Annotated in this window: 22 protein-coding genes; 1 reads left to right on the top strand and 21 read right to left on the bottom strand. The window is 32.1% G+C overall.

The window, feature by feature from the left end:
• Positions 1 to 302: 302 nt before the first annotated feature.
• From FHP05_RS05190 to FHP05_RS05090, 21 genes are all read right to left on the bottom strand, one after another.
• Positions 303 to 1,817 carry an MATE family efflux transporter gene (locus FHP05_RS05190; protein ID WP_147666177.1) on the bottom strand — a complete coding sequence of 505 codons (1,515 nt, stop codon included), beginning with the start codon at positions 1,815 to 1,817 and terminating at the stop codon, positions 303 to 305.
• A gap of 20 nt (positions 1,818 to 1,837) precedes the next feature.
• Complete coding sequence (locus FHP05_RS05185) at positions 1,838 to 3,067, bottom strand: polysaccharide pyruvyl transferase family protein (RefSeq protein ID WP_147666176.1); 1,230 nt, start codon at positions 3,065 to 3,067, stop codon at positions 1,838 to 1,840.
• A 15-nt stretch (positions 3,068 to 3,082) separates the two neighbouring features.
• Positions 3,083 to 4,168: a glycosyltransferase gene (locus FHP05_RS05180; protein WP_147666175.1), complete on the bottom strand. Its 1,086-nt coding sequence runs from the start codon at positions 4,166 to 4,168 to the stop codon at positions 3,083 to 3,085.
• A 171-nt stretch (positions 4,169 to 4,339) separates the two neighbouring features.
• Positions 4,340 to 5,578 (bottom strand): O-antigen ligase family protein, encoded by a 1,239-nt coding sequence (locus tag FHP05_RS05175; protein ID WP_147666174.1) that lies wholly within the window; start codon positions 5,576 to 5,578, stop codon positions 4,340 to 4,342.
• Between the two features lie 15 nt (positions 5,579 to 5,593).
• Entirely contained in the window at positions 5,594 to 6,751 is a 1,158-nt protein-coding gene (locus tag FHP05_RS05170) for a glycosyltransferase family 4 protein (RefSeq protein ID WP_147666173.1), read from the bottom strand.
• Between the two features lie 24 nt (positions 6,752 to 6,775).
• A complete protein-coding gene (locus FHP05_RS05165; RefSeq protein ID WP_147666172.1) occupies positions 6,776 to 7,849 on the bottom strand; it encodes a glycosyltransferase in 1,074 nt (357 codons plus the stop codon).
• Positions 7,849 to 8,979 carry a non-hydrolyzing UDP-N-acetylglucosamine 2-epimerase gene (gene wecB / locus FHP05_RS05160; RefSeq protein ID WP_147666171.1) on the bottom strand — a complete coding sequence of 377 codons (1,131 nt, stop codon included), beginning with the start codon at positions 8,977 to 8,979 and terminating at the stop codon, positions 7,849 to 7,851. Before wecB ends, FHP05_RS05165 begins: the two co-directional genes overlap by 1 nt.
• Positions 8,980 to 8,982: 3 nt before the next feature.
• Complete coding sequence (locus FHP05_RS05155; protein WP_147666170.1) at positions 8,983 to 10,098, bottom strand: capsular polysaccharide biosynthesis protein CapF; 1,116 nt, start codon at positions 10,096 to 10,098, stop codon at positions 8,983 to 8,985.
• Positions 10,099 to 10,114: 16 nt separating this feature from the next.
• Positions 10,115 to 11,152, bottom strand: coding sequence for a polysaccharide biosynthesis protein (locus FHP05_RS05150; RefSeq protein WP_147666169.1), 1,038 nt, complete (start codon positions 11,150 to 11,152; stop codon positions 10,115 to 10,117).
• An 18-nt stretch (positions 11,153 to 11,170) separates the two neighbouring features.
• Complete coding sequence (locus tag FHP05_RS05145) at positions 11,171 to 12,373, bottom strand: glycosyltransferase family 4 protein (protein WP_147666168.1); 1,203 nt, start codon at positions 12,371 to 12,373, stop codon at positions 11,171 to 11,173.
• A gap of 4 nt (positions 12,374 to 12,377) precedes the next feature.
• Positions 12,378 to 13,700: a phenylacetate--CoA ligase family protein gene (locus tag FHP05_RS05140; RefSeq protein ID WP_147666167.1), complete on the bottom strand. Its 1,323-nt coding sequence runs from the start codon at positions 13,698 to 13,700 to the stop codon at positions 12,378 to 12,380.
• A gap of 6 nt (positions 13,701 to 13,706) precedes the next feature.
• Positions 13,707 to 14,690 carry an ATP-grasp domain-containing protein gene (locus tag FHP05_RS05135; protein WP_147666166.1) on the bottom strand — a complete coding sequence of 328 codons (984 nt, stop codon included), beginning with the start codon at positions 14,688 to 14,690 and terminating at the stop codon, positions 13,707 to 13,709.
• Between the two features lie 60 nt (positions 14,691 to 14,750).
• The gene (locus tag FHP05_RS05130; protein WP_147666165.1) at positions 14,751 to 15,290 is read right to left on the bottom strand and encodes a GNAT family N-acetyltransferase; all 540 of its coding nucleotides are present in this window, start codon (positions 15,288 to 15,290) and stop codon (positions 14,751 to 14,753) included.
• A 5-nt stretch (positions 15,291 to 15,295) separates the two neighbouring features.
• The gene (locus tag FHP05_RS05125; RefSeq protein ID WP_147666164.1) at positions 15,296 to 15,925 is read right to left on the bottom strand and encodes a sugar transferase; all 630 of its coding nucleotides are present in this window, start codon (positions 15,923 to 15,925) and stop codon (positions 15,296 to 15,298) included.
• 2 nt (positions 15,926 to 15,927) lie between these two features.
• Positions 15,928 to 17,040: a DegT/DnrJ/EryC1/StrS family aminotransferase gene (locus FHP05_RS05120; protein ID WP_147666163.1), complete on the bottom strand. Its 1,113-nt coding sequence runs from the start codon at positions 17,038 to 17,040 to the stop codon at positions 15,928 to 15,930.
• Between the two features lie 180 nt (positions 17,041 to 17,220).
• Positions 17,221 to 18,105 (bottom strand): UTP--glucose-1-phosphate uridylyltransferase GalU, encoded by an 885-nt coding sequence (gene galU / locus FHP05_RS05115; RefSeq protein WP_147666162.1) that lies wholly within the window; start codon positions 18,103 to 18,105, stop codon positions 17,221 to 17,223.
• Between the two features lie 62 nt (positions 18,106 to 18,167).
• On the bottom strand, positions 18,168 to 19,997 hold the full coding sequence (locus tag FHP05_RS05110) for a polysaccharide biosynthesis protein (RefSeq protein ID WP_147666161.1): 1,830 nt from the start codon (positions 19,995 to 19,997) through the stop codon (positions 18,168 to 18,170).
• Between the two features lie 211 nt (positions 19,998 to 20,208).
• Positions 20,209 to 20,856 (bottom strand): LuxR C-terminal-related transcriptional regulator, encoded by a 648-nt coding sequence (locus tag FHP05_RS05105; protein ID WP_230973932.1) that lies wholly within the window; start codon positions 20,854 to 20,856, stop codon positions 20,209 to 20,211.
• A gap of 123 nt (positions 20,857 to 20,979) precedes the next feature.
• The gene (locus FHP05_RS05100) at positions 20,980 to 21,747 is read right to left on the bottom strand and encodes a tyrosine-protein phosphatase (RefSeq protein ID WP_147666159.1); all 768 of its coding nucleotides are present in this window, start codon (positions 21,745 to 21,747) and stop codon (positions 20,980 to 20,982) included.
• A 234-nt stretch (positions 21,748 to 21,981) separates the two neighbouring features.
• Complete coding sequence (locus FHP05_RS05095) at positions 21,982 to 22,683, bottom strand: CpsD/CapB family tyrosine-protein kinase (RefSeq protein ID WP_147666158.1); 702 nt, start codon at positions 22,681 to 22,683, stop codon at positions 21,982 to 21,984.
• The gene (locus FHP05_RS05090) at positions 22,658 to 23,422 is read right to left on the bottom strand and encodes a YveK family protein (RefSeq protein WP_147666157.1); all 765 of its coding nucleotides are present in this window, start codon (positions 23,420 to 23,422) and stop codon (positions 22,658 to 22,660) included. Before FHP05_RS05090 ends, FHP05_RS05095 begins: the two co-directional genes overlap by 26 nt.
• Before the next feature lie 964 nt (positions 23,423 to 24,386).
• Between FHP05_RS05090 and FHP05_RS05085 the strand changes: the two genes are divergently transcribed.
• Positions 24,387 to 25,706, top strand: a complete 1,320-nt coding sequence (locus FHP05_RS05085) for a C40 family peptidase (RefSeq protein WP_230973924.1) — start codon at positions 24,387 to 24,389, stop codon at positions 25,704 to 25,706.
• Positions 25,707 to 25,728 lie beyond the last annotated feature (22 nt).

The raw sequence follows: 25,728 nt of genomic DNA, 5'->3' as shown, positions 1-25,728 counted from the left end.
AACAATGGAGATAGGTCGAATACTTCATCGTTGTCGACTTAATCATCATAGAACTCGAAAACATCACAAAAGAAACCTTCAAAAGTTGGAGAAAAGCAGGAAGAAGGTAGTTGAAGAAGGTGTTGAAAGGACGGGATTGAAACATAGGTACAGGTTCTCCGTTCTTTTACTTTTAACTATAAACTGGGACGTGGGGTTTGGCCCCTTGTCCCTCATACTAACTTTAATCATATTATTATCAAGTAGAATCAGCGAGAGCAGATTTTTCCCCTCTAGTCCTTCGCCTTTTATATAGCAATTTATTATTTTTTCGCCAATAAATTCCTTATTGCATTAATAATTAAATATCTTTCCTTTTTGGATAATAGTAAAACAAATACAAAAGCTAAATAACAAACGCTGACAATAGTTAACATACTAATAAGATTAAACCAACTTTGTATCTCAAATAAATTCTGTAAAATAATACTAATTATAATGATGAACGCAGCACCTATAATAGGTTCTAACATCCCTCGATAATACACAAAAATTGATTGCTTTGTTATTACTGAACAGTAATATGGATTAAAAAATGTATTTTTAAGCATCAATCCTATAGCACCAGCAATCACTATTCCATAGAGTTCGAGTGAAGTATATCCGGATAAAATAAATGCTAATATGAGGTTTATTAAACCAAATATTATAGTTGTAATTCCTGGTATTTTTAATTTATTAACCGCTGTAAAAACATGAGAAAGTGGCAATGGACTTAAAGTGAATACTAAATATCCCGCACTTAAAATCAGAATCCATTTATAACTTATAAATTCTTTTCCCAGCCAAAGATTTAATACAGGCTCTGCGTAGCTACACAATATTGCTGCTGGAAGCACTATTAGCAATCCATTCAGTTTTACCGATTTATTAGAATAAGCAAGGAGGCCTTTCAAATCATTATTTGCATATTTTTTAATTATTACTGGAGCAAATACAACTGATATAGAATTAGATATATTTCTTAATAAAAGCGGAAATTGAATCATTGCAGCATAAATTCCAGCTTTAGCTGGGCCTAATGTCAAATTAGCAACTAAAAGTTCCGTTCCTAAAAATAAAATAACACCCACTTGACCAATTGATACCCAAATACCAGCACTCATAAGTTCTTTTAATTTTTCAAAACTAAATTGTGTGAACTTAATTTTTAATGTCGGAATTAGCTTTTTAAAAATGGCTATACTTAATAAGAGAGAAAATATAATAGCTATCATAGCGCCTAAATTCACATACCAAATCTTCGGTGTAAATACAATCAGCAATAAGAAGGTTAATAAGCCTTTTACTATTGCATTTAAAACATTTATTACTTTGATTAAATATACCTTATTTTGAGAAAAGGGTGCAGATACAAATAAGGATTGAAATAAAGAAAAGACTATCATTATACCGCTAAAGAGAATAGCTAATTTCACATCAAGTACTAAACTATCTGGTATATTGATTAAATTTTCAATAAAAAATGTTAGAGTAATTATAATTGACATGATGATTATTGAACCAAATAAAGAAGCTACCAGATATGTGTTAAAATATCCTTGAGCTTTTAATATGCCACCTCGAGTTATAGAAACGGTAAAAAATCGCGCAATCACTGAACTTAATGCGATTGTCAAAATGGTAAGAACACTGATAAGGTTTTGAGTTAAAGGTATGAAGCCATAAGCTTCAGCACCTAAATTAGATATTATAAAGGGAGTCATCCAAAAGCTTATTAAAGCTGTTATAAAAAATGATACAAAAGACGCTCCCAAATTAAAAACTAAATTTTTCATTTGTCTTCCTTTCTGAAACTTCAACTTTGAATAGTTTTATCTTTTAAAATCTCTTTTAATATTTTTTTATTTATTTCATACTTAGGAGACAGTTGTTCTTTCTTTTTTAATATATAATTACGTTCAAATTTATAATTTGTTGCTACTTCGTTAACTTTATTAATTGCACTTCTATAATTTTTTATAAAGTCATATATCCCTAATAAATTCTGTTCATAATTTACCATTTCAAAGAATCCTTTTACTTTTTGCTGCCAATTAATACCTATAAAAGGAATACCTTGTGAAAAGGCAATAATTGTAGAGTGCATTCTAGTTCCAATCAATAAATCAATATCATAATAAACATTTAAAACATCATCTAAACTTGTTTTCTCTTTGAAGTACAGGTTTTTCTTTTTTTTATAACCTTCTAATTGCTTTTCTAAATCCATTAAAGCATTGATATCTTTCAATTCTGTACAAAAGACGCTTATCTTATAATCACTATTTTCAATAAAGTAAGATATTAGTGATTTTAGGCTGTCAATATAACCTCGATACTGAACTTCTGAAAAATCAGCTAATCTTAAATCCATTACAGTAATACCTAGGTGTTTGGGCATGTCTACTCGGTTAGACTTTTTATCGCTTAAGAATAAAACTGGATCCACAGTTTTATATAATTTTCTTTTGTCTTTATTAATTACTTTCAATAGATCATAGGAATACTTATCCCTTACCGTTATATAATTAGCCTTTTCTAATACTTTAATAGTATTTTTATGCTGTCTGCTAGTTTGAAACGGTCCAATCCCTACATTTAAAACATATATTGGTATTTTCAACTTAATTGCTTCTTTAATAATTAGATCAAAATAATAGTATGAGGACGAGTGCTTTTCGGTATCAAAGATTGCATTTCCTCCACCTACGATAAGGACTTGGGATTGTTTTAATTTTTGTTTATAAATTGCAAGATTTACATTCTTTTTAGCCCTTCTTTTATTAACAAAATCTCTAACAATAGCAATCAATGTAGATTTTCTTAGATACTTTTTATAAAAACTTTGTTTTGTATTATTGTTTCCTACTATATTATTCTTAATATTATTATCAAAAGAGGATTCAAGACTTTTATAATTAACTAGATTGAAACTATATCTATCTATATCTTCCGTAAAATCCAATAATATATTTTCTAATTCCCTTACAATTAATTCATCTCCAATATTTTTACTGCCATATCTACTAACAAACGAAATTTTCATACCAACTCCAACTTTCTATAAAACATTTTCCCACTCACTTATAACTCTAGAATAGCCAAATTTTTTATTAATATTTTGGGTATTTTTAGATAGTACTTGCCTAAATTCCTTATTTGAAATCATTCTATTAATTGCATCTGATAGTTCCCCTACATCTCCATTTTGAACCAATAAACCATTCTTCTCATGTTTAATTAATGATCTAGGACCATAATTACAATCAAAAGATATAACAGGTATACCAACACTCAAGGCTTCTAAAATCACGATTCCAAAAGACTCATATTTAGAAGGTACTACTAAAAAGGCATAATCTTTATATAAATTAATTATGTTATTGCTATATCCCTTAAAAACTACATTGGCTTCGAGTTTTTTTCTAACTACTAATGACTTTAATTCATCTAAATTTGGTCCTGTTCCATAAACATCTAATTTCCATTCATTATATTGTTCTTTATTAATTACATTTGAGAACGCATCTATTAATAAATGCGGTCCTTTCTCAGTACTTAATCTACCAACAAAACATATTTTATTGCTATTTGGGTTATATGGAGATCTCTTTACATTTGGTTCTATAGTATTGGGGATCACCTTAAACTTATTCCTAACCTTTGGAAACATCCTAGAATACTCTTCCTTATTTTCATTAGTCAATACGATAAAAGTATCAGCATATTTTAACGACATTTTTAAACCAACCCAGCTTAGACCAAACTTTTTAAAATTACTATATCCACTATGGTCACGTACAATTATTTTAATTGATTTATTCTTTAGGATTTTTTTAGGTACAAGAGGAACGAGACCCAATCCTTCTATAACAATTGAATCAAAATCAACTTTTGACAATAAACTAGCACATTCAGTTTTTGCCTTAAAAAATATTCTTTTAATATTATTATTGCTCTTTAATGATCCTTTAATATGATTTGTGATTTTTCCATAATCATATCTTTTTTCTTTATAATCAAATAGTGACACTACAGTTACTGAATATTCTTCTTTTTTATTTAATGCACTACTTATCATAGAAACTGATCTTTGAATACCTCCTCCAGTGGCGGCTGAAGAGATTAAAAATAATACATTTATCAATTTATAATCTCCCTCTCATTTTATTATTTTTAACTAGTAATATTTATTGCTGACTTCAACAGTCATAAGGTTAGATATTAGAGGACACTTAAGCCCTTTAAATACCTGAATATTCTATTAGTTCGAACAGTAAATCAATCTCTGTATCCTTGTAATCAAAAGTTAAATAATTTAATTAACCGTAGAAACCGATTTTAAATTATTATATGGATAACTAAATATAAAGGCCACTGTGAACCAAAACGATGATTGGTTAGTATAAGTACCGCTAAACATTAGTAATATTAAAGGATGAAACGCAATAACACATATAATTCTAAAACGCTTATCTACTTTTAAAATTTTACTAGTCCTATTGATTAATTTAGTAAATATGAATAGGAAAAAAATTAAATAAATTAATCCGCCTTGCAACAAAATTTCTATAAATAAATTATGTGGGTAACCACCATATGAATCGAACATGCCAAAAATGCCATACCCAAATAATGGAGAGTTATAAACATATTCTAGAGCCACACTATATACTGAATCCCTTCCAGAGGTGGCACTTATATCTATTCCCTCACTAGAGATATATGAGAATACTCTACTGAATGAACTTTCATATATAGAAATCTTCATTAATTGAAAGTGCACTAAAATTCCAATTAGAAAGGTTAAACTTATTATTATAAAGTATTTAAATATTTTTGTATTTCTATTTTCTTTAATTGAGTTTATTATCAAATATATAAAATATACTATTGCTAATACCATTCCCCCTCTTCCACCCGAAGAAACTATTGCAAATAACTGCAACATTAAAAGAAAGTAGCAAAAATAACGATATAAAGTGGTTTTTGCAAATTTAAATCTATAGATATTTTCCCCAAATAATAAATAGTATAGGTTAATACCAAATGCAAAAGATGCAATATATGAAGCATTCTGATATGTAGCACCACCAATATTTGCTCTAGTATTAGTGGTTAGAACTTCAATGCTTGTCAGAATAGCAGCAATTGAAAAAAGTATCATTATAACATCCATAAATTTAATAATATGGTCAATTCTATTATTTTTAGATAGATAGATCCCCATCAATATTGATGGTAAACCCCATAGTAAAAAGTATTGAAAATGAATTGAACCTGAATTATCAATATTACCAATTAAATATTCAATTAGAAAGATTGCTAAAAAGATAAATGGAATAGAAATTACAAATATCTGATTAGAAGTAAAGTACACCTTTTGAAATAAAGCATCAGAAAAAAATAATATTACTCCAATAACCAGTATCAGAACATTATATATAATAAAAACAGGAGACGATTCACTTCCTAAATATTGATATCCTAATATGCCTGACAACACAAAAAATAAATTGTAGCTAAAAATTATAATTAATGGGGTATATTTAATCATATAGTCAATCCTTTTTTATATCTCAATACTTCGTTTTGCAATATTTTCATAAGAGAATTGATTCTTTCCAAATGTCTCTGCTTTATTTTTCATTTCATTATATCTCATGGGATTATTTAATAGTAAATTTACTTTATGTTCAATTTCCTCGATAGAATCCTGATACAAAAATTCACAATTTCCTCCAATATTAACATGGTCCGTTCCCTCCCAATATTTAACAATCATTGGAATTCCTAAACCAACTACTTGCTCCCAAAACACTGAATGTCTACCAGGAAATATTACTAGATCTGCCGAAGCAAAATATTTATAACTGTCTTCTGAAGACACCCAACCTATATATTTAATCTTATCATCATCAACCAAAGTATTAAACTTCTCTTGTAGTTCCTCAATCACCGAACCAAAAATTATTAGCTTTACCTTTGGATTATTAATTTTTTTTATTGCTTGCATTAAAAATAAGGTTTGTCGCTTCGCATTATCAATTTTACCACCAGTTATTATTAAAAAGTCATCTAGTCTAATATTATATTTTTCCCTTATTTCTTTTTTTACATTTACCTGTCTTGCTTCTTGTACTTTTTCATCATCAGCACCCATAACAAGTAACTCAACTTTATCTTCTGGTAATTTATATATTTTTTTTAAAAAATCTACCCTTGCAGGCAATACTCCATAAAATTTGGTTGTATATGGTTCGATTAACTGCGCACACTTTCTCCAAATTAGTCCATGTAATAATGATTTAGAAATAATATTTGTTGCACTATTTGAAAAATCAGCATGATTATCTACAAAAGTTACTACATGTGGATTTTTCTTTAAATATTTAACAATATCTTTTATATTCAAAAACTGTACACCATGAACAAATAATATGTCAGGACTTTCACTTACAATAGTTTCATAAACATCCTTATAAAATTTGAATTTTGAATAAATAGTAGTGTTATATTTTGATTTTAACCTAATTGTTTTAATACCATATTCATTATAGTACATAGAACGTTGATCTATTTTTACATCATTATTTTTGCCATAAATATACTGTGATGTAATAACAGAAGTTTCATATCCTAAGCGTTTATGATATTTAGGTAATAAGTTGTCCTGATATGTCCAGCCATCAGTTACAGGACCACATAAACATACATGTGTAATTTTCATTTAAGCACATCCTAATATTCAATATTAATCAAGAACTTCATCAATTAATAGTACTTTTGATATTTTTTTTTCAACACTTACATCATCTATAAAATTAATTTTTCCTTTACTTATATGTATCATTAAAGTTGCTAACTCATCACTATCAAAAGCGTTGAAGAAATAAGCATTTTCATACCCATCTAGTATTTCATGTGAAAATGGAGTATTTGCAGCTAATATTACACCTTTATGCATTTTACTTTCTAGCATAGGTAATCCAAAAGTTTCAATATATGAAGGAAATATTAGGACTGTTTTTGAATAGTATTTAAATACATCTTCTCGACTAATACTTCCTAAAAATTCCACCTGTAAATTTTCCTTTATAACTCTATTATATAGAGTAGCGAGGTGTTCATTTTCATTTCCAGTCAATGTGAAAAGCACTTTATAATTATTCACACCTTTAGACTTTAACTTTTTACATGCTTCAACTATGGTACGGTGATTTTTATAATAACTAGCTCCAGCTGGATAAAAAAATGTGGAAAGAGAATTTTCAGTTGGAGAAAAATATTTTTTTATATCAATATTTACTTTTGGTGGTATCACTTTAATTTTTTCTTCTGCAACTGCAGTTTTTTCTATGCATGCATCTTTGAACCAATTCAATTGAACAATAACCTTTTTTGACCTTTTAATGGACTTGAATATAATCTTACTGACAATATTTTGGTATACCCAAAATAGTTTATTTTCTCTAATACTAAAACGATGGTTCACAAAAGGGAGGGATTGATGAATATATATAATCTGCTCTACCTTAACTCTAGGAATAATAACATTTTGCAGTGAAAATATTTTATCGGGATTAAACTTTCTAACCAGTTTAGGTGCCTTAATTTGATCAAAATACATTCTATGTAACCAACTTTTTTTGGCCCATGGGTATCTAATAATTTTTATGTTTTTCGTCTCTTTCAACATAGGTTTACTTAATACAAAAATCCATTGGATATTTTTGTCTTCATAAAACTTCACTTCGCGATAGAATTCTTTTAAAATTGATAAAGCTCCCCCATTCTCTGCTGGTACATCAAAAACCATTACTTTCATCAATTAATTTTCCCCCACACAACCCGATCCACATAATCTGTATAAGATAAAATAATCCGTAACACTTTATCTGATACATTAGGCATACTATAATCTCCTACAAGTCTTAAAGTATCTTTTTCCTGCGTCTTTAGTATCTCAAGTCCTTGTAATACTCTTTCTTTTTCTAGACCTACCATCATCACTGATGCTTCTTCCATTGCCTCTGGTCTCTCATGAGCTTCTCTTATGTTAAGTGCCCTAAATCCAAGAATGGAAGACTCCTCGTTAATCGTACCACTGTCACTTAAAACTGCTCTTGCCTTGATTTGAAGTTTCACATAATCATTAAACCCTAAAGGTTTCATAGTTTTCACTAAAGGATTGAATTCAATTCCTTTCGATTCAATCATCTTTCTAGTTCTTGGATGCGTACTCACAATAATCGGTATACTATATTTTTCTGCAACAGCATTCAAGCTATCAACCAAATCTAAGAAGTTACTCTCTGAATTAATATTTTCTTCTCTATGTGCAGATACGACAAAATAATTATCTTCTTCTAAGTTCAGTCTCTCTAACACATCAGATTTCTTAATATCCTCTTTTCTTGAATGAAGAACTTCGTACATAGGACTTCCAGTTTTAATAATTCGGTCAGCAGGTAAACCCTCACTTATTAAATATTCTCTTGCAATATCACTGTATGTTAAATTTATATCAGCTGTATGATCTACTATTCTTCTATTCGTTTCTTCTGGTACTCTTTGATCAAAACATCTATTTCCAGCTTCCATGTGAAATATAGGGATATGACGCCTTTTTGCTGCAATTGCACATAAACAGCTATTTGTATCTCCTAATACTAAAAATGCATCTGGATTTACTTCTTCCATTATAGGGTCTATTTTAACTAGTATATTTCCTATTGTCTCTACTGCTGTACCAGTAGCAGCATTAAGGAAATAATCTGGTTTTTTTAAATTGAAGTCTTTAAAAAATACTTCATTTAACTCATAATCATAATTTTGTCCTGTATGAACTAATATATGTTCAATTGCATTGGATTCTTCTAATTTATTAATAACAGCAGATAGTCTTATAATTTCTGGTCTAGTCCCAACTACTGTCATTACTTTTAGTTTTTTCATTTATTATACCTCCATAAAGTAAGTATCTGGATTTTCTGGATCAAAACATTCATTTACCCACATTACCGTTACCAAATCACTATCCCCTACATTTACAATGGAGTGTGTATAACCAGTAGGAATATCTACTACCTGGAGTTTTTCACCACTTACCCGATACTCAATAACTTCGTCTGAGTCTATTTTTCTAAAGCGAATTAACCCTTCTCCACTTACCACTAAAAACTTCTCATTTTTCGTATGATGCCAATGGTTTCCTTTAGTAATCCCAGGTTTTGATACATTTACAGAAACTTGCCCTCTTTCAGGTGTTCTCATGAATTCAGTAAAAGATCCTCTATGGTCAGTATTCATTTTAAGGTTATAAGCAAATTGGTCCTCTGGTAAAAAACTTAGGTAGGTGCTGTAAAGTTTCTTTGTTAAAGCATCTTCCATATCAGGAATACTTATATTCTTTCTGCTTGCTTTAAAGCTTTTTATTAAATCGGCCAATTTTCCAAGTGTGATATTATATGTTACCGGCACAATACAAAACTCATCTTGCATTGTTGGATTGTCGTCCAAAGCATTAAAAAACTCATCTAACACATCATCTATATAGCAAAGACTAAGTTCAGCATCAGGGTTGTTTACTTGAATATCTAATTCTCTAGCAATATTATGACAAAACGTTGCGACTACTGTATTGTAATTGGGCTTACTCCATTTGCCAAATAGATTTGTCAATCTATAAACATAAACATCTACACCCGTTTCATTACTATATTCAAATAATGTTTTTTCCGCTGCTCTTTTACTTTTACCATAAGGATTGTCCTTTTCAGCTTGGATAGAAGAGGTAATAAGAATGGGTGCTTTATTATTATGTTTTTTCAACAATGCCAACAAATGTGTTGTAAAGTCAAAGTTACCTTCCATAAATTCAGTTTCATTTTCTGGTCTATTTACTCCGGCTAAATGAAAAACAAAATTGCATTCTTTTGTATATTGATTCAGTAATGAAGGATCTGTTTCTCTTGAAAATTCAAGTATATCTTTGTCATTATATCCTTGGTTTTTTAATTCTGCTACTAAATTCTTTCCTACAAAACCTTTTGAACCCGTAACAAGAATCTTCATCAATTATTCCCACCTTTTAATTCATTACATGAGTATTTTCTTTCCATTTCTTTAATTCATTTTGTACATAATCTAGTTCAAGTAATTTTTCTTTAATCTGATCAACAGTAAGAATTTGCGTATTATCCGAGTTATATTCTTCCATAGTAGTAAGTTCATGTTCCCCATCGTCGAAGTACTTATCATAGTTAAGATCTCGTTGGTCAGCTGGAACTCTATAGAAATCAGGCAAATCCTCTGCTTTTACATATTCTTCTTTTGTCAGAAGTGTTTCATAACGTTTTTCCCCGTGACGTGTTCCAATAATTTTTATATTATTAGCTGCGTTAAACAACTCTTTTAACGCTTGAGCAAGGTCACCAATTGTGCTTGCTGGCGATTTTTGAACCATAATGTCTCCTGCTTCAGCATTTTGAAACGCAAATATAACTAGTTCAACTGCTTCTTCTAAACTCATCAAAAATCTTGTCATATTGGGATCTGTGATGGTTAATGGCTGACCACTTTTTATCTGTTCAATAAATAGTGGAATAACTGAACCACGTGACGCCATTACGTTACCATATCTAGTTCCACAAATTAGTGTTTTTTCAGGATCAACAGTTTTAGATTTTGCAACAAATACTTTTTCCATCATTGCTTTTGATATTCCCATGGCATTGATTGGATATGCTGCTTTATCAGTTGAAAGACAAATAACCTTTTTTACACCATATTCAATTGCTGCCGTTAACACATTATCCGTACCTAAAATATTCGTTCTTACAGCTTCTAACGGAAAAAACTCACAAGAAGGCACCTGCTTTAATGCAGCAGCATGAAAAATATAATCGACACCATGCATTGCATTTTTTACACTGGATAATTCCCTTACATCACCTAAGTAGAATTTGATTTTATCATTTTTATATTTTTTTCTCATATCATCTTGTTTTTTTTCATCACGAGAAAATATACGAATTTCTTTTATGTCTGTATCTAAAAATCTTTCCATTACAGCATTACCAAACGAACCCGTTCCACCTGTTATTAGTAACGTTTTATCTTCAAACATGGTTAAACCTCTTTTCTATTATCTAAAATGACTCATTATAATCTCGTATGAATGTCTACTCGTATAGTTTTTCTCTAAGTATTTTCTCGAGTTAATTCCCATTTGTTTCCTTAAATTTTCATCACATAAGCGCTGTACTTGTTTATTAAATTCTTCAACATTATTGCTCTCGCACCACAATCCAAACTTTCCTTGTTCTATAACTTGTCCGATATCAGTATTTACATCTGTTGCTGCTAAAACAGGCATTGAAGCCTGCATATAGGTAAGAAGTCTCGATGGAAAATTTGGTATTGTAAAGCGATTATCTAAAAAGATTAATCCAACATCACATGAATTTGCCAAGATTTCATAGTCTTCTTTTGGCAATTGATTAAACAGTTGTGCGTTGGTTACTTTTTCTTTGTTAAAGAAAGATTGTAGCTTATTGAACTCTGTTCCCGAACCAGCTATAACAAAATAAACTTGCTTATTAGATTGATTAGCATTTAAGCATTTAATTAAAAAATCAATTCCCTGAGGCTTTCCAAGATTGCCGCCATAAATAAATACCGTTTTATCTAGTGGGATATTGTATTTTTTTCGGATATTTTCCATCTTAGTTTTATTATTATTAATTATTTGTGGTTCGATACTATTAGGACACACTTCTACTGTATCTGGTGGTATATCCGGGTTATTTTTTAAAACAAAATCCACATTTGCTTTTGACATACATCCTATAAAGTCAGATTGTGCATATAACTTCTTTTCTTTCAATCTAAAATACTTATATATGATTCCTTTTTTACTAAACATATTTAAATCAACAGCATTTTGTGGAAATATGTCTTTTAATAGAAGATAAGATTTTGCCCCATCTCTTTTTTTAATATAGCTAATCACTTTCTCAAAAGTAATTGGTGGCGTTGAATAAAGAGCTAAATCAAACTTTATATCATTCATATACTTTTTTATAGCTTTTAAAAATAAACTCTCTATTCTTATAGTTGAAATACCTTTTTCAATAACATTGGTTTTAGTGATATTTCCAATTTTTACTTTCAAAAAATGTATCCCATCTTTTTCGTTAAATTCTGTAGGCATATTTGCCTTTTTTTCCCTTGGACTAACTATATAAACGTTATGATTTCTTTCTCTAAACTTCCGCATTAAGTCCGAATAAATGTTTTGACGGTTTATACTGTTAATGTTGACCATTGTTAAAAATAAAATATTCATTTCTTCACCCATTCATTCTATTTATAACATATTTTCTCTTTCCTGAAGACAATACGGGTATTTGATCAACCAATTCTAGTTTTATTTGGGCCTTTTTCCCCAGAAGGTTAAATAAAATATCCTTCAATTCATTTTCCTTCACTAATTTACGATCAGCACAGATTTTTATAGTATATTGGTTACTGGTCTCTTGAATAAATTGAAATTGTTTAATTTCAGGAAATGACCAAAAGTTATTACTAATAATATGCGGTGATAAACGATTACCGTAACAATCATATACTATATCAATCTTCCTACCGCCAAAATTTGAAATTGCTCTCTTTTGTATACCGTTATAATTTACAAATGTAGTTGTTCCTATATCTCCGGTATCGTATCTAATAAGGGGCATTGCGTAATTGTATAAATCTGTAATAACAATACGTCCAACTTCTCCCTCTGACACAGGAGTATCTTCGTTTTCTTTAAAGATTTCCACTAGATAGTTAGCCTCGTTAAGAAGAAAGGCATTGTTTATTCTATCGTCCTGTCCTATTATTCCATTTTCCTGATTAGAATATCTAGAAAAACATTGGCAATTAAATGCTTTTGATATCGAGTCTCTTGTATCATCAAATAACATTTCTGAACTACTTACAATGCCAGTAATATTGCTCTCACCAATTTTTGAGTTCCCGTTTCTTTTGAAGTAATCCTTTAATACGTCAAGAGTTGATGCATATGCTAATATCATTGAACCCGAACTAGAAGCCTTTTCTATTTCTCCTAAAATCCCTTCAATATTTTTATTATCAAGATGACTAATATCTATTAAAGATTCATTTTGAATCCATTGGTGAATTTTTGTTTTTTTACTCTTTTCTGTGAGTGCTCTCAAAAATATCAAGTTTTTACCTACAGAATAGCCAGCTTTTTCACTGTAATAAATTACCTCAGCATTTACTCTTTTCTTTTTCTCTTTATTTTGGTAACAAATAAATGGGGTACCTGTAGATCCACTTGTTGACATCGCAATTAAATTATTCTTGTTATAGATATTAGACATGAATTCCTTTTTATGTTCGTTAATTAAATGTTTATCTATAACAGGGAAATCCTTTAAAACGGCCCCTTTGAAAGGTTTATAAAAATCTGTAGTATCAGTAGCATGAACTATTAATTTATTTAGAGCATTTTCTTGATATTTTATAACTCGATCACTTCTACTATCAATATGATCTATTTCCTTTATTTTATTATAGGCATTTCTTACACTGTTTCCCTTCACAGAATCTAATCTCCAAAAAGCTAACCCTCTTAACTTACACAATGCTTTTCCGAACATAAAAAATCACCCTTCATTCGTTTGTTCTATTTTTATTTCGTTGTATTTCATCATGTAAGTTCCCGAATCATATTTACCTATCTTATTCTGATTTACATCTTTACTTATATTATTAATAATCATTCCTGGAACATTTACTCCACTCTCATGTGCATGAGGATATCCTCCACCAAAGCGGGGGTTCACTTCAGAAATGTAGTAATTACCGTTTACCTTAAAAATATCCACATCAATAATTCCTTTAAATTCTATTTTTTTCACAAAATCTGTAATTAATTTAAATAGACTCTCATCTTTAACGGATACAGATTTATCGGTTTCTCCAGCTCTCATTTTTAATTTTTCTTTTAAAAATATTGCAACTGGTTCATTAGAAATCATATCAATATACACATCAGCACCGTATTCCGTACCATCCATGAATTCTTGTATCATTAGATTATCAAACCTACTAAATAGTAACTCAATTTCTTCCTTGGAAGTCACCTTACTTATATTAATACTAGCACTTCCTTTTACAGGTTTAACAAACACAGGGTAATTAATAATGCCTGATTCTACATCATTATAGAATTTCTCTTTATCTATGTAACTCTTTACAGTTGGGAAACCATTTTGTTCTAAAAACTGAAACATCTTATATTTATCAAAACACATTTCAACAACATCATAATTAGATACAACAGGTAAAACACCGATATCCATAAATTCATGTTTATGTTTTGCAATTAAACTAAGTTCTGGATCAATTAATGATAAAATAGCTTTAATCCTATTTTCTTTGCAAATAGAAAGAATTACATCTAGATACCCATCTTCATCCATTCTTGGAACAACATAATGTTTATCAGCTTCATATAAAGCAGGTGCTAGATTGCTACAATCTGTTGCTACTACAATACCTCTTCCATCTAATTCCTTTTTAAAATACTGAACAATTTTATTTCTAGTTCCACAGCTTAAAATCAGGACATTCAGATTATCAATCATTATACAAATCCTCCGAACCAAAATATACAAAAAGTTAATATATTTATAATAAATTATAGTTTAAATAAATTTTTCCATTAATATTAAGTCCTTATATTTACCATCTATAAATCGTTCATCTTTATATTCGCCAACTTTTTTATAACCTAAAGATTGCCACATATGAATTGCTGCTTCATTATCAAATACAACATTTAGCTTTATTTTCCTTAAATTTAAGTATTTACTTGCAAATTGTTCTATTAATACACATGCTTCTTTTGCGTATCCTTTGCCTTGTGCACCTTCATTTCCTATATAAATACCAACTTCACAAGTGCGATGAATCCAGTTAATACTATATAAGCCAACCATTCCACATGCTACATTATATTTATCACAAATGATAAATCTTTTGTTGTTACCTGTAGTATCTATCATGGAGTCCATCCATTTTTCTTGTAGATCTATAGAGGTAGGCAAAAAACCTCCACCCAAATTTTTATATACTCTCTCATTATTTTTCCATTCATTTAAAAATGTAACATCTTCTTTAATAATAGGTCTTAGATATACCTTCTTTCCCTTAATCATCACTTCACCACTTTCCACTAGAAGCATTATATTTACACTGACTTTTTGGTAGATTTATTATCCTGTTCCATATAGATGTTTTCTGATTTAAAAAGCTTAAGTATCGTTTTGAACAATATTTTACAATCCAAATATACACTAAAGTGATCAATATATTTATTATCTACAACAATACGTTCATCCCAACTTACTGAATTTCTTACTGTAACCTGAGCTAATCCTGTTATTCCAGGATGCATGGTGAATCGTTTTTTTGCCCATTCAGGATATTCTCCATAACCCTTATAAGGAAAATAAGTAACAGGTGGACGAGGCCCTACAAGGCTCATCTGTCCAGATATAACATTAAATAATTGCGGCAATTCATCAAGGCTTGTTGAACGAAGAAATTTCCCAACCTTTGTAATTCGGTCATCATTATTGCTTTTCACTGTTAATCCGTCACCAATTTTTTCAGCATTAACAACCATTGTTCTAAATTTAATAATTTTAAAGGTTTTGCCACCTTTTCCTAAACGTTCTTGTTTAAAAAATACTGGACCTTTTGAAGTTAACTTTATAGAAATTGCAATAAGCAACAAAAGTGGAGAGATTATTATAATACCTATTAAACTCCCAAAAAAATCAATTATACGTTTAATAAATAGATTTAAAGCTTTCATTTTTATCTCCACAATCCTTTAATAACATTTACAACTCTTTCCAAATCCTCATCCGTCATTTTCGTATCGGAAGGTAAACATACTCCATTCTCAAACAACTTTTCTGACATACCTTCACCAATAAAATCATATTTTTCAAAGTATGGTTGCATATGCATTGGCTTCCAAACAGGTCTCGATTCGATATTTTCTTTCTCAAGAGCTTCCATCACATCAATTGGTCTAACCTTACCATTTAATGTCATGGAACTTAGCCAATAATTTGGTTCATTCCATTCATTACTTGGCATGAATTTAACACCGTCAAGTTCACCTAGTTCTTTCTTATAAAAATTATATATGTATCTCTTTTTAGCAACTCTGTCATCTAAAACTTTCAATTGCCCTCTACCGATTCCTGCAACAATATTACTCATACGGTAATTAAACCCTATCTCGCTATGTTGGTAATGTCTTGCTTTGTCTCTACTTTGTGTAGACCAAAATCTTACCTTTTCAATTCCTTCTTCATTATCAGAAACAAGCATTCCACCACCTGATGTAGTGATGATCTTGTTTCCATTGAAAGAAAAGACTCCATAATCGCCAATGGTTCCTGTGTGTTTTCCTTTATAATATGTACCTAATGATTCAGCTGCATCTTCTATTACTGTTACATTATGTCTGTTACAAATATCCATAATTTTATCCATATCTGCTGATAATCCATATAAATGAACAACAAGAACAGCTTTCACTTCTGGATATTTTTCAAATGCTTCTTCTAACGCTTTTGGACTCATATTCCAAGTTTCATAATCACTATCAATAAAGACAGGTATTGCGTTTTGATAGATAATTGGGTTAGCTGTAGCTGAGAATGTGAGTGAAGGACAAAACACAATGTCACCTTCTCCTACCCCAGCTGCTTTAAGAGCCAAATGGATGGCGGCTGTTCCAGAAGAAAGAGCTGCCGCAGCTTTCGAACCAACCTTTTCAGCTAACTCTCTTTCAAATCCGTTTACGTTTTCACCTAATGGTGCAATCCAGTTTGTATCAAATGCCTCTTTCACGTATTCTCGCTCATAACCTTCATCACTCATATGTGGTGAAGAGAGAAAAATTCTATCTGCCATTATTTAAGACTTCCTTCCCCTAGTTAGGTTTGTAATTAGTAAATTAGGACTTAATTAGAAACTACTGTTCTTTAATTCCAACCAACTGCTAAAACACCAAAATACAAAATAAGTTAATAAAGGTGATGAAATCATCACCTTTACTTTATCTACCTAATAGCTAATATAATTCCTGAATCTCTATTTTTGAGCCACTTTTCTTTCTTCTACCTTCTTCACCAAATACTCAAATATCTCATCTTTAATCTCATCTTTTTGCAATGCAAAGTCAATCGTTGTTTTCACGAAACCATTCTTTTCACCAACATCATATCGCTTGCCTTCAAAGTCATAAGCGTACACTTTTTGTGATTCATTGATATGTTGGATAGCATCGGTTAATTGGATTTCTCCACCTGCCCCAATTTCTTGTCTGTCTAGGAAGTCAAATATTTCTGGTGTTAATACATAGCGTCCCATAATCGCTAAATTCGATGGCGCTGTACCTGGTGCTGGTTTCTCTACGAATTTATTTACTTGGTAACGTCTGCCTTCCTTTGTAGATGGGTCAATAATTCCATAACGATGTGTTTCGTTATCTGCAACTGTTTGTACACCTACAACAGAACTTTGTGTTTCTTCAAATTGTTGGATAAGTTGTTTTAGTCCTGGTGTTTCTGCTTGGACGATATCATCACCTAACAAAACAGCGAATGGTTCATCACCAATAAACTTACGAGCACACCATACCGCATGTCCTAGTCCTTTTGGTTCTTTTTGACGTATGTAATGGATTTCTACATTAGTTGTTGCTTTTACTTTATCTAGTAGATCCCATTTTTCCTTTTTAACGAGATTATCTTCTAGTTCAAAGTTATGATCAAAATGATCTTCGATAGCACGTTTTCCTTTTCCAGTTACGATGATAATATCTTCAATCCCGGATTCAATTGCTTCTTCGATTATGTATTGAATGGTAGGTTTATCTACAATTGGAAGCATTTCTTTCGGCATTGCCTTTGTTGCTGGTAGGAATCTCGTTCCTAACCCTGCTGCTGGAATAATTGCTTTTTTAACTGTTTTCAAGTCATAACCTCCATTTTTAGCATGATTTGCATTATATTGTTATATATATTTTGTGCTTATTATCATTTAGCCAACACTAATTCCTTCTCCCCATAAACAATCCCCATCAATTCATCCTTCAATTCTACTACATCCAACTGTTCGAATTCTCCTATCATCCTACCAATTAGAGCGAAGTCTACCTCTGTTGTACGACCAACATAGATTTTCTCATATACTTCTCCTGGTAGAATTTCATCTTCTCCGAGGAGTTCTTCGTACATCTTCTCACCCGGCCGGATGCCTGAGTATTCGATTGGGATTTCTTCTTCGGTGTATCCAGATAGTTTAATCAAGTTTCGTGCGAGATCAACGATTTTTACTGGTTCTCCCATATCCAATACGAAGATTTCGCCACCTTTTGCTAGTGTTCCTGCTTGGATAACGAGTCTGGATGCTTCTGGAATCGTCATGAAATATCTTGTCATATCTTTATGTGTAACTGTTACTGGGCCACCTTGTTCGATTTGGCTTTTGAATAGTGGAATTACACTTCCACGGCTTCCGAGTACATTTCCGAAGCGAACGGCGACAAATTTCGTGTCGCTCTTTGTTGCCATGTCTTGGATGACCATTTCAGCAATTCGTTTTGTTGCACCCATGACATTTGTTGGGTTAACTGCTTTATCAGTGGAGACGAGAACAAATCGCTTTACTCCGTATGCATCAGCAGCTTCGGCGACATTTTTCGTACCGATCACATTATTTTTCACTGCTTCATGTGGGTTGTATTCCATTAATGGAACATGTTTATGTGCTGCTGCATGGTACACAAGTGTTGGTTGATGTGTGTCCATGATTTCGAACATCCGGTTTCTATCTTGAACATCACCAATCACTGGGACAATTTCTGTATCATCTTGGCCGTATTTCTTCTTTAATTCCATATCAATTTTATAAATGCTATATTCACCGTGGCCAACGAGTACGATTTTCCCTGGATGGAATGTCATCAACTGTCTACAGATTTCGGAACCAATGGAACCACCTGCACCTGTTACCATGACGGTATTTCCACTCACATATTCTTTAATTGCATGAATGTCAAGGACAACTGGTTCTCGACCAAGTAAGTCTTCCACTTCGACATTTTTCAAATTGCTGACAGATACCTTTCCTGTCATGAGGTCCTCGATTTTCGGGATCATTTTTACCATTGCTTTTGTTTCATTACAAAGTGTCACGATTTTTTGTAATTCACTTTGTTTTAATGATGGAATGGCAATCACCACATGTTCAATCTGATGGTTATGTACAATTGTCGGTATATCTTTGATTTGCCCGATGACAGGAACATCATAGATTTCCATCTTCTGTTTGGATAGGTCATCATCGACAAATGCGACAGGTAATAATTCCGTATCATTATCCCCATTATGTAGTTGTCTTGCAATCATCGAACCTGCTGCACCTGCACCAACAATTAGTGTACGTTTTTTATTGGCGTCTTTCGCAATATAGCGGTCACGATATACCCGCCACCCAAAACGTGATCCACCAATTAAAATAATATGTAAAAGCCATGTTACAAACATTGCACGTCTATAAATGCTGAAGTCATTGACCAGAAATTGTACAACTCCTGCTGATATAATGGCAAATGTAATAGATTTCACAATTGCAATTAACTCTCCAACACTCGCATATGCCCACACCTTATTATACAATTTATAAATCATTGCAAACACATGGTGGAATACGAGCAGGGCAAATGAACTAGCAACCAGAACGCGCATACTAGATTCATCAATTACTGTGCTTGGATAGACGATCCATACGGCTAGAAATATCGCAAATGTCACGATAATCGAGTCGAGTAAAACGAGTAATGTTAGCCGTTTTCTGTATGACAATCACTATCTCTCCTTTCTCGTTGTTGTCAATGTCCTATGTATTTATGATGGGAAATTCCACATCCACCATAACTTTGTCTAAAAATGTCTATTTTAATCTATTTTTTTAAGCAACATTTAGTATAACAAAAGATAAGTCAATATTAATAGTGACTTTTACAACAAAAAGTAATCATTTTGTAACTTTTTTGTAAATTTTATTACAACCATATTACTTTACCAGTTTTTTTAAAAAGTCAATCGCATCTTTTCGGCGGCGGATATTGATTTTTTGATAGATTTCACTTATATAATTTTTTACGGTGCCTTCACTTATTTGTAGTCTATGTGCGATGCGCTTATTGCTTTTCCCTCGCATGAGTAAATGAGCGATATCTAATTCTCTTGCTGTTAAAGATATATCGTTATTCTCCAGTCTGAGACTGAGGATTGTCTTTTTATCCTTGGTTAGTTCGCGAACTTTCTGAACGAGGATTTTGGCTACTTTGCCACATAACACATTTTCCCCGCGATGGACACGGCGAATCACGCCCTTACATGTATCTGGGTACATGTCACGCATTATAAAACCATCCGCACCTACATTAATACCTCTTAAGACTAATTCTTCATCTATTTCATCGGATAAGAAAACAACTTTTATATGTGGATATTTTTCCTTTACTACTGTGGTTGTCTGTATGCCATCGATTTTCCCCGTCTTGATGTCAATGAGCATAACATCTGGTTCTACTTGTTCGATTAATTCCAACAATTTAGAGCTGGTCTCGGTAATCCCGACAACCTCTAACTCAGGTTCTGTCTCGATAATAGCTTTTACTCCCTCACTGAACAAACGCTGTTCCTGTACCAACAACACACGTATCAATTCACAACCCTCCAACACCCTTTGGTATTTTTTACCACTATGTTGTTAGTATATCATTTATCCTGGGCATTTATTTGTACATCTATTGAGTCTTACGTTTTTCTAACCATATCATTAGAATAATCCAAGGAATTTCTTCTTTTTCTCTATGCGTTTCGGTTCAAATCGGTTCACATTCTGTCCTTCTATTAAAAGTTGGCCATTTTCTAAGAACATATAGGACATGTCCGTCCCATATCGCTTTTCAATTTCTTGATAGGATTCTTTCATGTTGAATCCTCTTGTTGTTGTATTATGAGCATCTGATGCAATGAAATGTGTCAGATTTGCCTCGATAATTTGGTTGGTAAATTTTTGAATGTTTTTACCGAATTTCCCAATGAGACTTGCCGCAGTAATCTGTGTTAGTGCTCCTTTTCGAACAAAGTCATATAATTTATTCGGATGTTCACTTAATTCACGATTCCGCTCAGGATGAACGATGATTGGAATAAACCCTGCCACTTGAATATCAAACAGCATCTGCTCTGCATAGCGCGGAACATGACCTGAAGGAAATTCAATGAATAGATATTTAGTATTATTTAAGGTTTGTATAAGACCTACTTCCATGTCTTCTAGGATTTCTCCATACATACGAATCTCTTGTCCTGGTAAAACAGTTAGCGGGATATTCTTATTGTCGAATAATTGATTCAGAAGTTCGACATGTTTCATAATACTTTCCTTTTCATTGTTATATTGACCGTTCTGGTGATGTGGTGTCGCAATAATCGTATGAATACCTTGTTCAACGGCTGCATAAGCCATTTCCAAACTATCTTCTTCCGTTTTCGCTCCATCGTCCACTCCCGGCAAGATATGACTATGTATATCAATCATGTGTTCACACCTCTTCTTTTATTTTATATTACCTAATATGAATCTATTTTACAATTCGATTTCTTTGTAAAACTATGAAAATTACTTCCCTTACATTAAATAATTAAAAAGACGTATCCAGTATACCATATACATTATTATTTTTAGGACTTTTTTCTTAACCTATTTTCAGTAAAAAAGAAGTTACAAAAAAACTCCTTCACCTCTTCTAATAGAGATAAAGGAGTTCCCGCCTTAATTCGTTCCATAGTAATAATAGTAATTATTCCCTTGCTTCTCACGGTCATTTAAGACAGTTCCAAGGAGTTTCGCATGTGCAGGTGCTAATGCTTCCTTCGCTTTTAACGCGGCTTCTTTTTCCGTTTGGCCACTTCGAATGACTAGGAGCATTCCATCCACTTTATTTGCTAGAATTTGTGCATCGGTTACTGCTAGTACTGGTGGTGTATCGAAAATAACTAAATCATAGTTTTCCTTAGCTTCCTCGATAAATGTCTGCATCTTCTTAGATGCTAATAATTCAGATGGGTTTGGAGGAATTGGCCCAGATGATATCACATCCAAATTCTCTTCCCCACTAAATTCGACTACTTGTTCAAGAGAATTCTCTCCAACTAAGACATTACTTAATCCACGTAAATTATCTAAGCGAAACGTATAATGAACGGTCGGTTTACGCATATCTGCATCAATTAACAGAATCTTTTTCCCTTGCTGTGCATAGACAATGGCCAGATTTGCTGTAATAGTTGATTTCCCTTCACTTGGTCCAGATGATGTTACTAGGATGGATTCTAATTCCTCATCTACTGAAGCAAACTGGACATTCGTCCGTATTGTCCGATATTGCTCTGAGATTGGTGATCGCGGATTTAATTTCGTAATAAGATGACGAACCGCTGACGTTGAGTTAGACTGTTTCTTTTTGCGTGCCACGTACTCCACCTCGTTTCATTTCAGATGGTTGTAAAGACATTCGTCCTGCACGAATATCTTCGCTTGTCATATGAGAAATCACACCAAGAACTGGTAAACCAAGTTCCTTTTCAATATCTTCTTCCGTGCGAATGGTGTTATCCAAATACTCTAGTAAAAAGGCAATTCCAACACCAACCATTCCACCTAGAACAATCGCAATCGCAATGTTTAATAGTGGTTTAGGTGATACAGGTGCAGGGTTTTCCTTCACTTCCGCTGTTGATAATACTTTTACATTATCTACATTCATAATACCAGGAATGGCATCTTGAAATGTTTTTACCGTTGTATTAGCAATTTGTGTTGCTATTGCCGGTTTTGGGTCTGTTACTGTAACCGTAACAACTTGTGAATTTTCCGCGCTAGAGACTTGAATCTTTTCAGCTAATGATGCTGAAGAATAATCCAGGTCCAATTCTTCTACAACTTTATCTAAAATTATCGGACTTGTAATGATGACATTATATGTATTGATAAGTTCAACGTTCGTCCGGATGTCATTTACATTAAAAGGATTATTTTCATCTTGTTGGGACTGATTGACAATAAACTGTGAACTAGATTGATAGGTTGGCGTGATAATAAAGTAGCTGAATACAGCGGCAACGAGTGCTGCTCCAAGCACAAAAGCTACGATTAGCATGAAGCGTTTTTTTATGACCCCAAATATTTCCTTCAGGGATATCGTTTCTTCCATGAGCTTACCTCCGTTATTTATGTTCCAATGATTTGATTGGATTTTTGCACACACTTGGTTCTTTATATTGACGAACAAGCAGGTGCTTTTTTTATTAATTTTTTAAATAGATAAAAAATAGACATATAGACATTACATTCGAAATTATACCATAGACCAAAAGCTTTTAGTAATGTTTTCTGCAAGAATTATTGACAATTAAGGAATTTCGTCTGTTTTCGCAGGTTAGCTTGATATAAGATTCCTCGGATTGAAGTTTTAATTTATTTCTAATGCCCTATATATTTTTTATGTCATTTTTTTCATGCAAGTTCAACTTTTTATGTATTTTACAGATCATTTTTAGTAATTTACCAGTTCTTTTAGCCTAAATTTTCTTTCATATCTCCTTTTTATTAGGTCTTTCACATCATTCATGTTATAAATTCTTATAGTTCTTTACACTTAATATTGATAAATGCGAATTATGAAATTTTCTTAAAAATCACCCTAATAGCTAAGTTCTATCAACTATTGAGGCTATTTTTAGTGATAGGGAATTAGAACTATGTCGATTCTTGTCGACTATATTACAAATCTATTACAAATGACCTATGACGGTTCAAAACACCTAGTTTAATAGCTATAATAGTAACTACAATCATATATTCCCTAAATATGGGTAATTTTCCACAATCTTTTCCGATATTCATGGAAAAACAGCATGTGTTACCAGAGAAAAGTAAAGGTTTTTTAATCGGATTTTGTAGCATTTTCTTCATGTCGGATAAGTAGGAATCATAAGGGATCTTTAAAATGATGAAGATAGAATGTGAGAATCATTTCTCTCATTCTATTTAAACAAGGTGTAGAGGATGTGGATCTTCGTCTTCACCAAACATGGGAATGGAAATCCCTAATTTTTAATGATGTGATGTTAATATTTCGTATTTACGAATTTTATTATGTGAAAGGGGTAAGTTCATTGGCAAACAAAAAAATTTATATGGGTGTAACTGCTGGTGCATTCATTGCTTCTGCATTTCTATCTGCACAAACTGCTGATGCGGCATCCCATAAGGTAAAACAAGGGGATTCACTTTGGTTAATTGCACAAAAGTATTCAACGACTGTTTCACATTTGAAAGACTTAAACAATTTAACAAGCGATATAATCTTTCCTAATCAAACACTTCAAGTGGATGGGAAAACGGCAACTAAAAATAATTCAACTTCTAATAACAAATCATCTAACAAACAGTCAGCAACTAAAGGAACAACATATACTGTCAAAGCTGGGGATACATTAAGTGGGATTGCATATGACCACAATATTTCTCTTAACAATCTCATGGAATGGAATAACTTAAATACAACACTTATTTTCCCAGGTGATCGCCTAGCCGTATCGAAAAATGGTTCTAGTAGCTCATCAAGTGGAAACACATCTACCTCTGGAAATAAGAATAATAGCAGTAGTTCTTCAAGTAATGCATCTACATATGTTGTGAAATCCGGAGACACATTATCTGAGATTGGCAGTAAATTCGGCGTATCTGTTAGCAATTTAAAGAAATGGAACAACTTAAATTCAAGCCTTATACTTGTCGGACAGAAATTAAACGTGAAAGAAAGTAAATCCAGTGGTGGAAGTACGAATAATAGTAATAATGGAAGTTCTAGCAATAAAGGAAGTTCCTCTTCAACAAACAAAAGTACATACACAGTTAAAGCTGGCGATTCTTTATCAAAGATTTCTGCACAGTACGGGGTATCTGTTAGTGACTTGAAGAAGTGGAATAATTTATCTTCTCATTTAATTTATGTTGGCCAAAAACTAACTTTAAAAGATAATGGGTCCAGTTCTAATAACTCCAATAAGGGGAATACGTCAACTAACAAAGGCTCATCTTCCAACAAAGGAAACACGTCAACTGGATATAATGTGAATAAACTCATTCAAACAGCAAAAAGTGTGATGGGTGTTCCATATGTATGGGGTGGACAATCACCAAGTGGGTTTGACTGTAGTGGATTCATCCATTTCGCTTATAATGATGCAGGCATGAAAATGGGAAGAACAAACACCGGAGGATACTATAACAGATCCTACCATATTAATAATCCACAACCAGGTGACCTTGTCTTCTTCTCAGGCACATACAAGAGTGGAATCTCCCACATGGGAATCTACCTTGGTAACGGGGATTTCATCCATGCCGGATCAAGCACAGGTGTCACTATCGCAAATGTCAGTAACTCTTATTGGAGCAAACACTTCGATTCGTATAAGCGGTTTTACTGAAAATAGTATAGTAAGGAAAGAA

It is taken from the genome of Cerasibacillus terrae (genome assembly GCF_008039555.1).
Lineage (GTDB): Bacteria > Bacillota > Bacilli > Bacillales > Amphibacillaceae > Cerasibacillus > Cerasibacillus terrae.
Note: the sequence above shows the minus strand (reverse complement) of the source record. Positions and strands in the feature narration are given on the sequence as shown.

Excerpts from the sequence above, each read along its gene's own strand:
- FHP05_RS05190 (WP_147666177.1), bottom strand. The coding sequence starts at position 1,817 with ATGAAAAATTTAGTTTTTAATTTGGGAGCGTCTTTTGTATCATTTTTT.
- FHP05_RS05185 (WP_147666176.1), bottom strand. The coding sequence starts at position 3,067 with ATGAAAATTTCGTTTGTTAGTAGATATGGCAGTAAAAATATTGGAGAT.
- FHP05_RS05175 (WP_147666174.1), bottom strand. The coding sequence starts at position 5,578 with ATGATTAAATATACCCCATTAATTATAATTTTTAGCTACAATTTATTT.
- FHP05_RS05170 (WP_147666173.1), bottom strand. The coding sequence starts at position 6,751 with ATGAAAATTACACATGTATGTTTATGTGGTCCTGTAACTGATGGCTGG.
- FHP05_RS05165 (WP_147666172.1), bottom strand. The coding sequence starts at position 7,849 with ATGAAAGTAATGGTTTTTGATGTACCAGCAGAGAATGGGGGAGCTTTA.
- wecB (WP_147666171.1), bottom strand. The coding sequence starts at position 8,979 with ATGAAAAAACTAAAAGTAATGACAGTAGTTGGGACTAGACCAGAAATT.
- FHP05_RS05155 (WP_147666170.1), bottom strand. The coding sequence starts at position 10,098 with ATGAAGATTCTTGTTACGGGTTCAAAAGGTTTTGTAGGAAAGAATTTA.
- FHP05_RS05150 (WP_147666169.1), bottom strand. The coding sequence starts at position 11,152 with ATGTTTGAAGATAAAACGTTACTAATAACAGGTGGAACGGGTTCGTTT.
- FHP05_RS05145 (WP_147666168.1), bottom strand. The coding sequence starts at position 12,373 with ATGAATATTTTATTTTTAACAATGGTCAACATTAACAGTATAAACCGT.
- FHP05_RS05140 (WP_147666167.1), bottom strand. The coding sequence starts at position 13,700 with ATGTTCGGAAAAGCATTGTGTAAGTTAAGAGGGTTAGCTTTTTGGAGA.
- FHP05_RS05135 (WP_147666166.1), bottom strand. The coding sequence starts at position 14,690 with ATGATTGATAATCTGAATGTCCTGATTTTAAGCTGTGGAACTAGAAAT.
- FHP05_RS05130 (WP_147666165.1), bottom strand. The coding sequence starts at position 15,290 with ATGCTTCTAGTGGAAAGTGGTGAAGTGATGATTAAGGGAAAGAAGGTA.
- FHP05_RS05125 (WP_147666164.1), bottom strand. The coding sequence starts at position 15,925 with ATGAAAGCTTTAAATCTATTTATTAAACGTATAATTGATTTTTTTGGG.
- FHP05_RS05120 (WP_147666163.1), bottom strand. The coding sequence starts at position 17,040 with ATGGCAGATAGAATTTTTCTCTCTTCACCACATATGAGTGATGAAGGT.
- FHP05_RS05100 (WP_147666159.1), bottom strand. The coding sequence starts at position 21,747 with ATGATTGATATACATAGTCATATCTTGCCGGGAGTGGACGATGGAGCG.
- FHP05_RS05090 (WP_147666157.1), bottom strand. The coding sequence starts at position 23,422 with ATGGAAGAAACGATATCCCTGAAGGAAATATTTGGGGTCATAAAAAAA.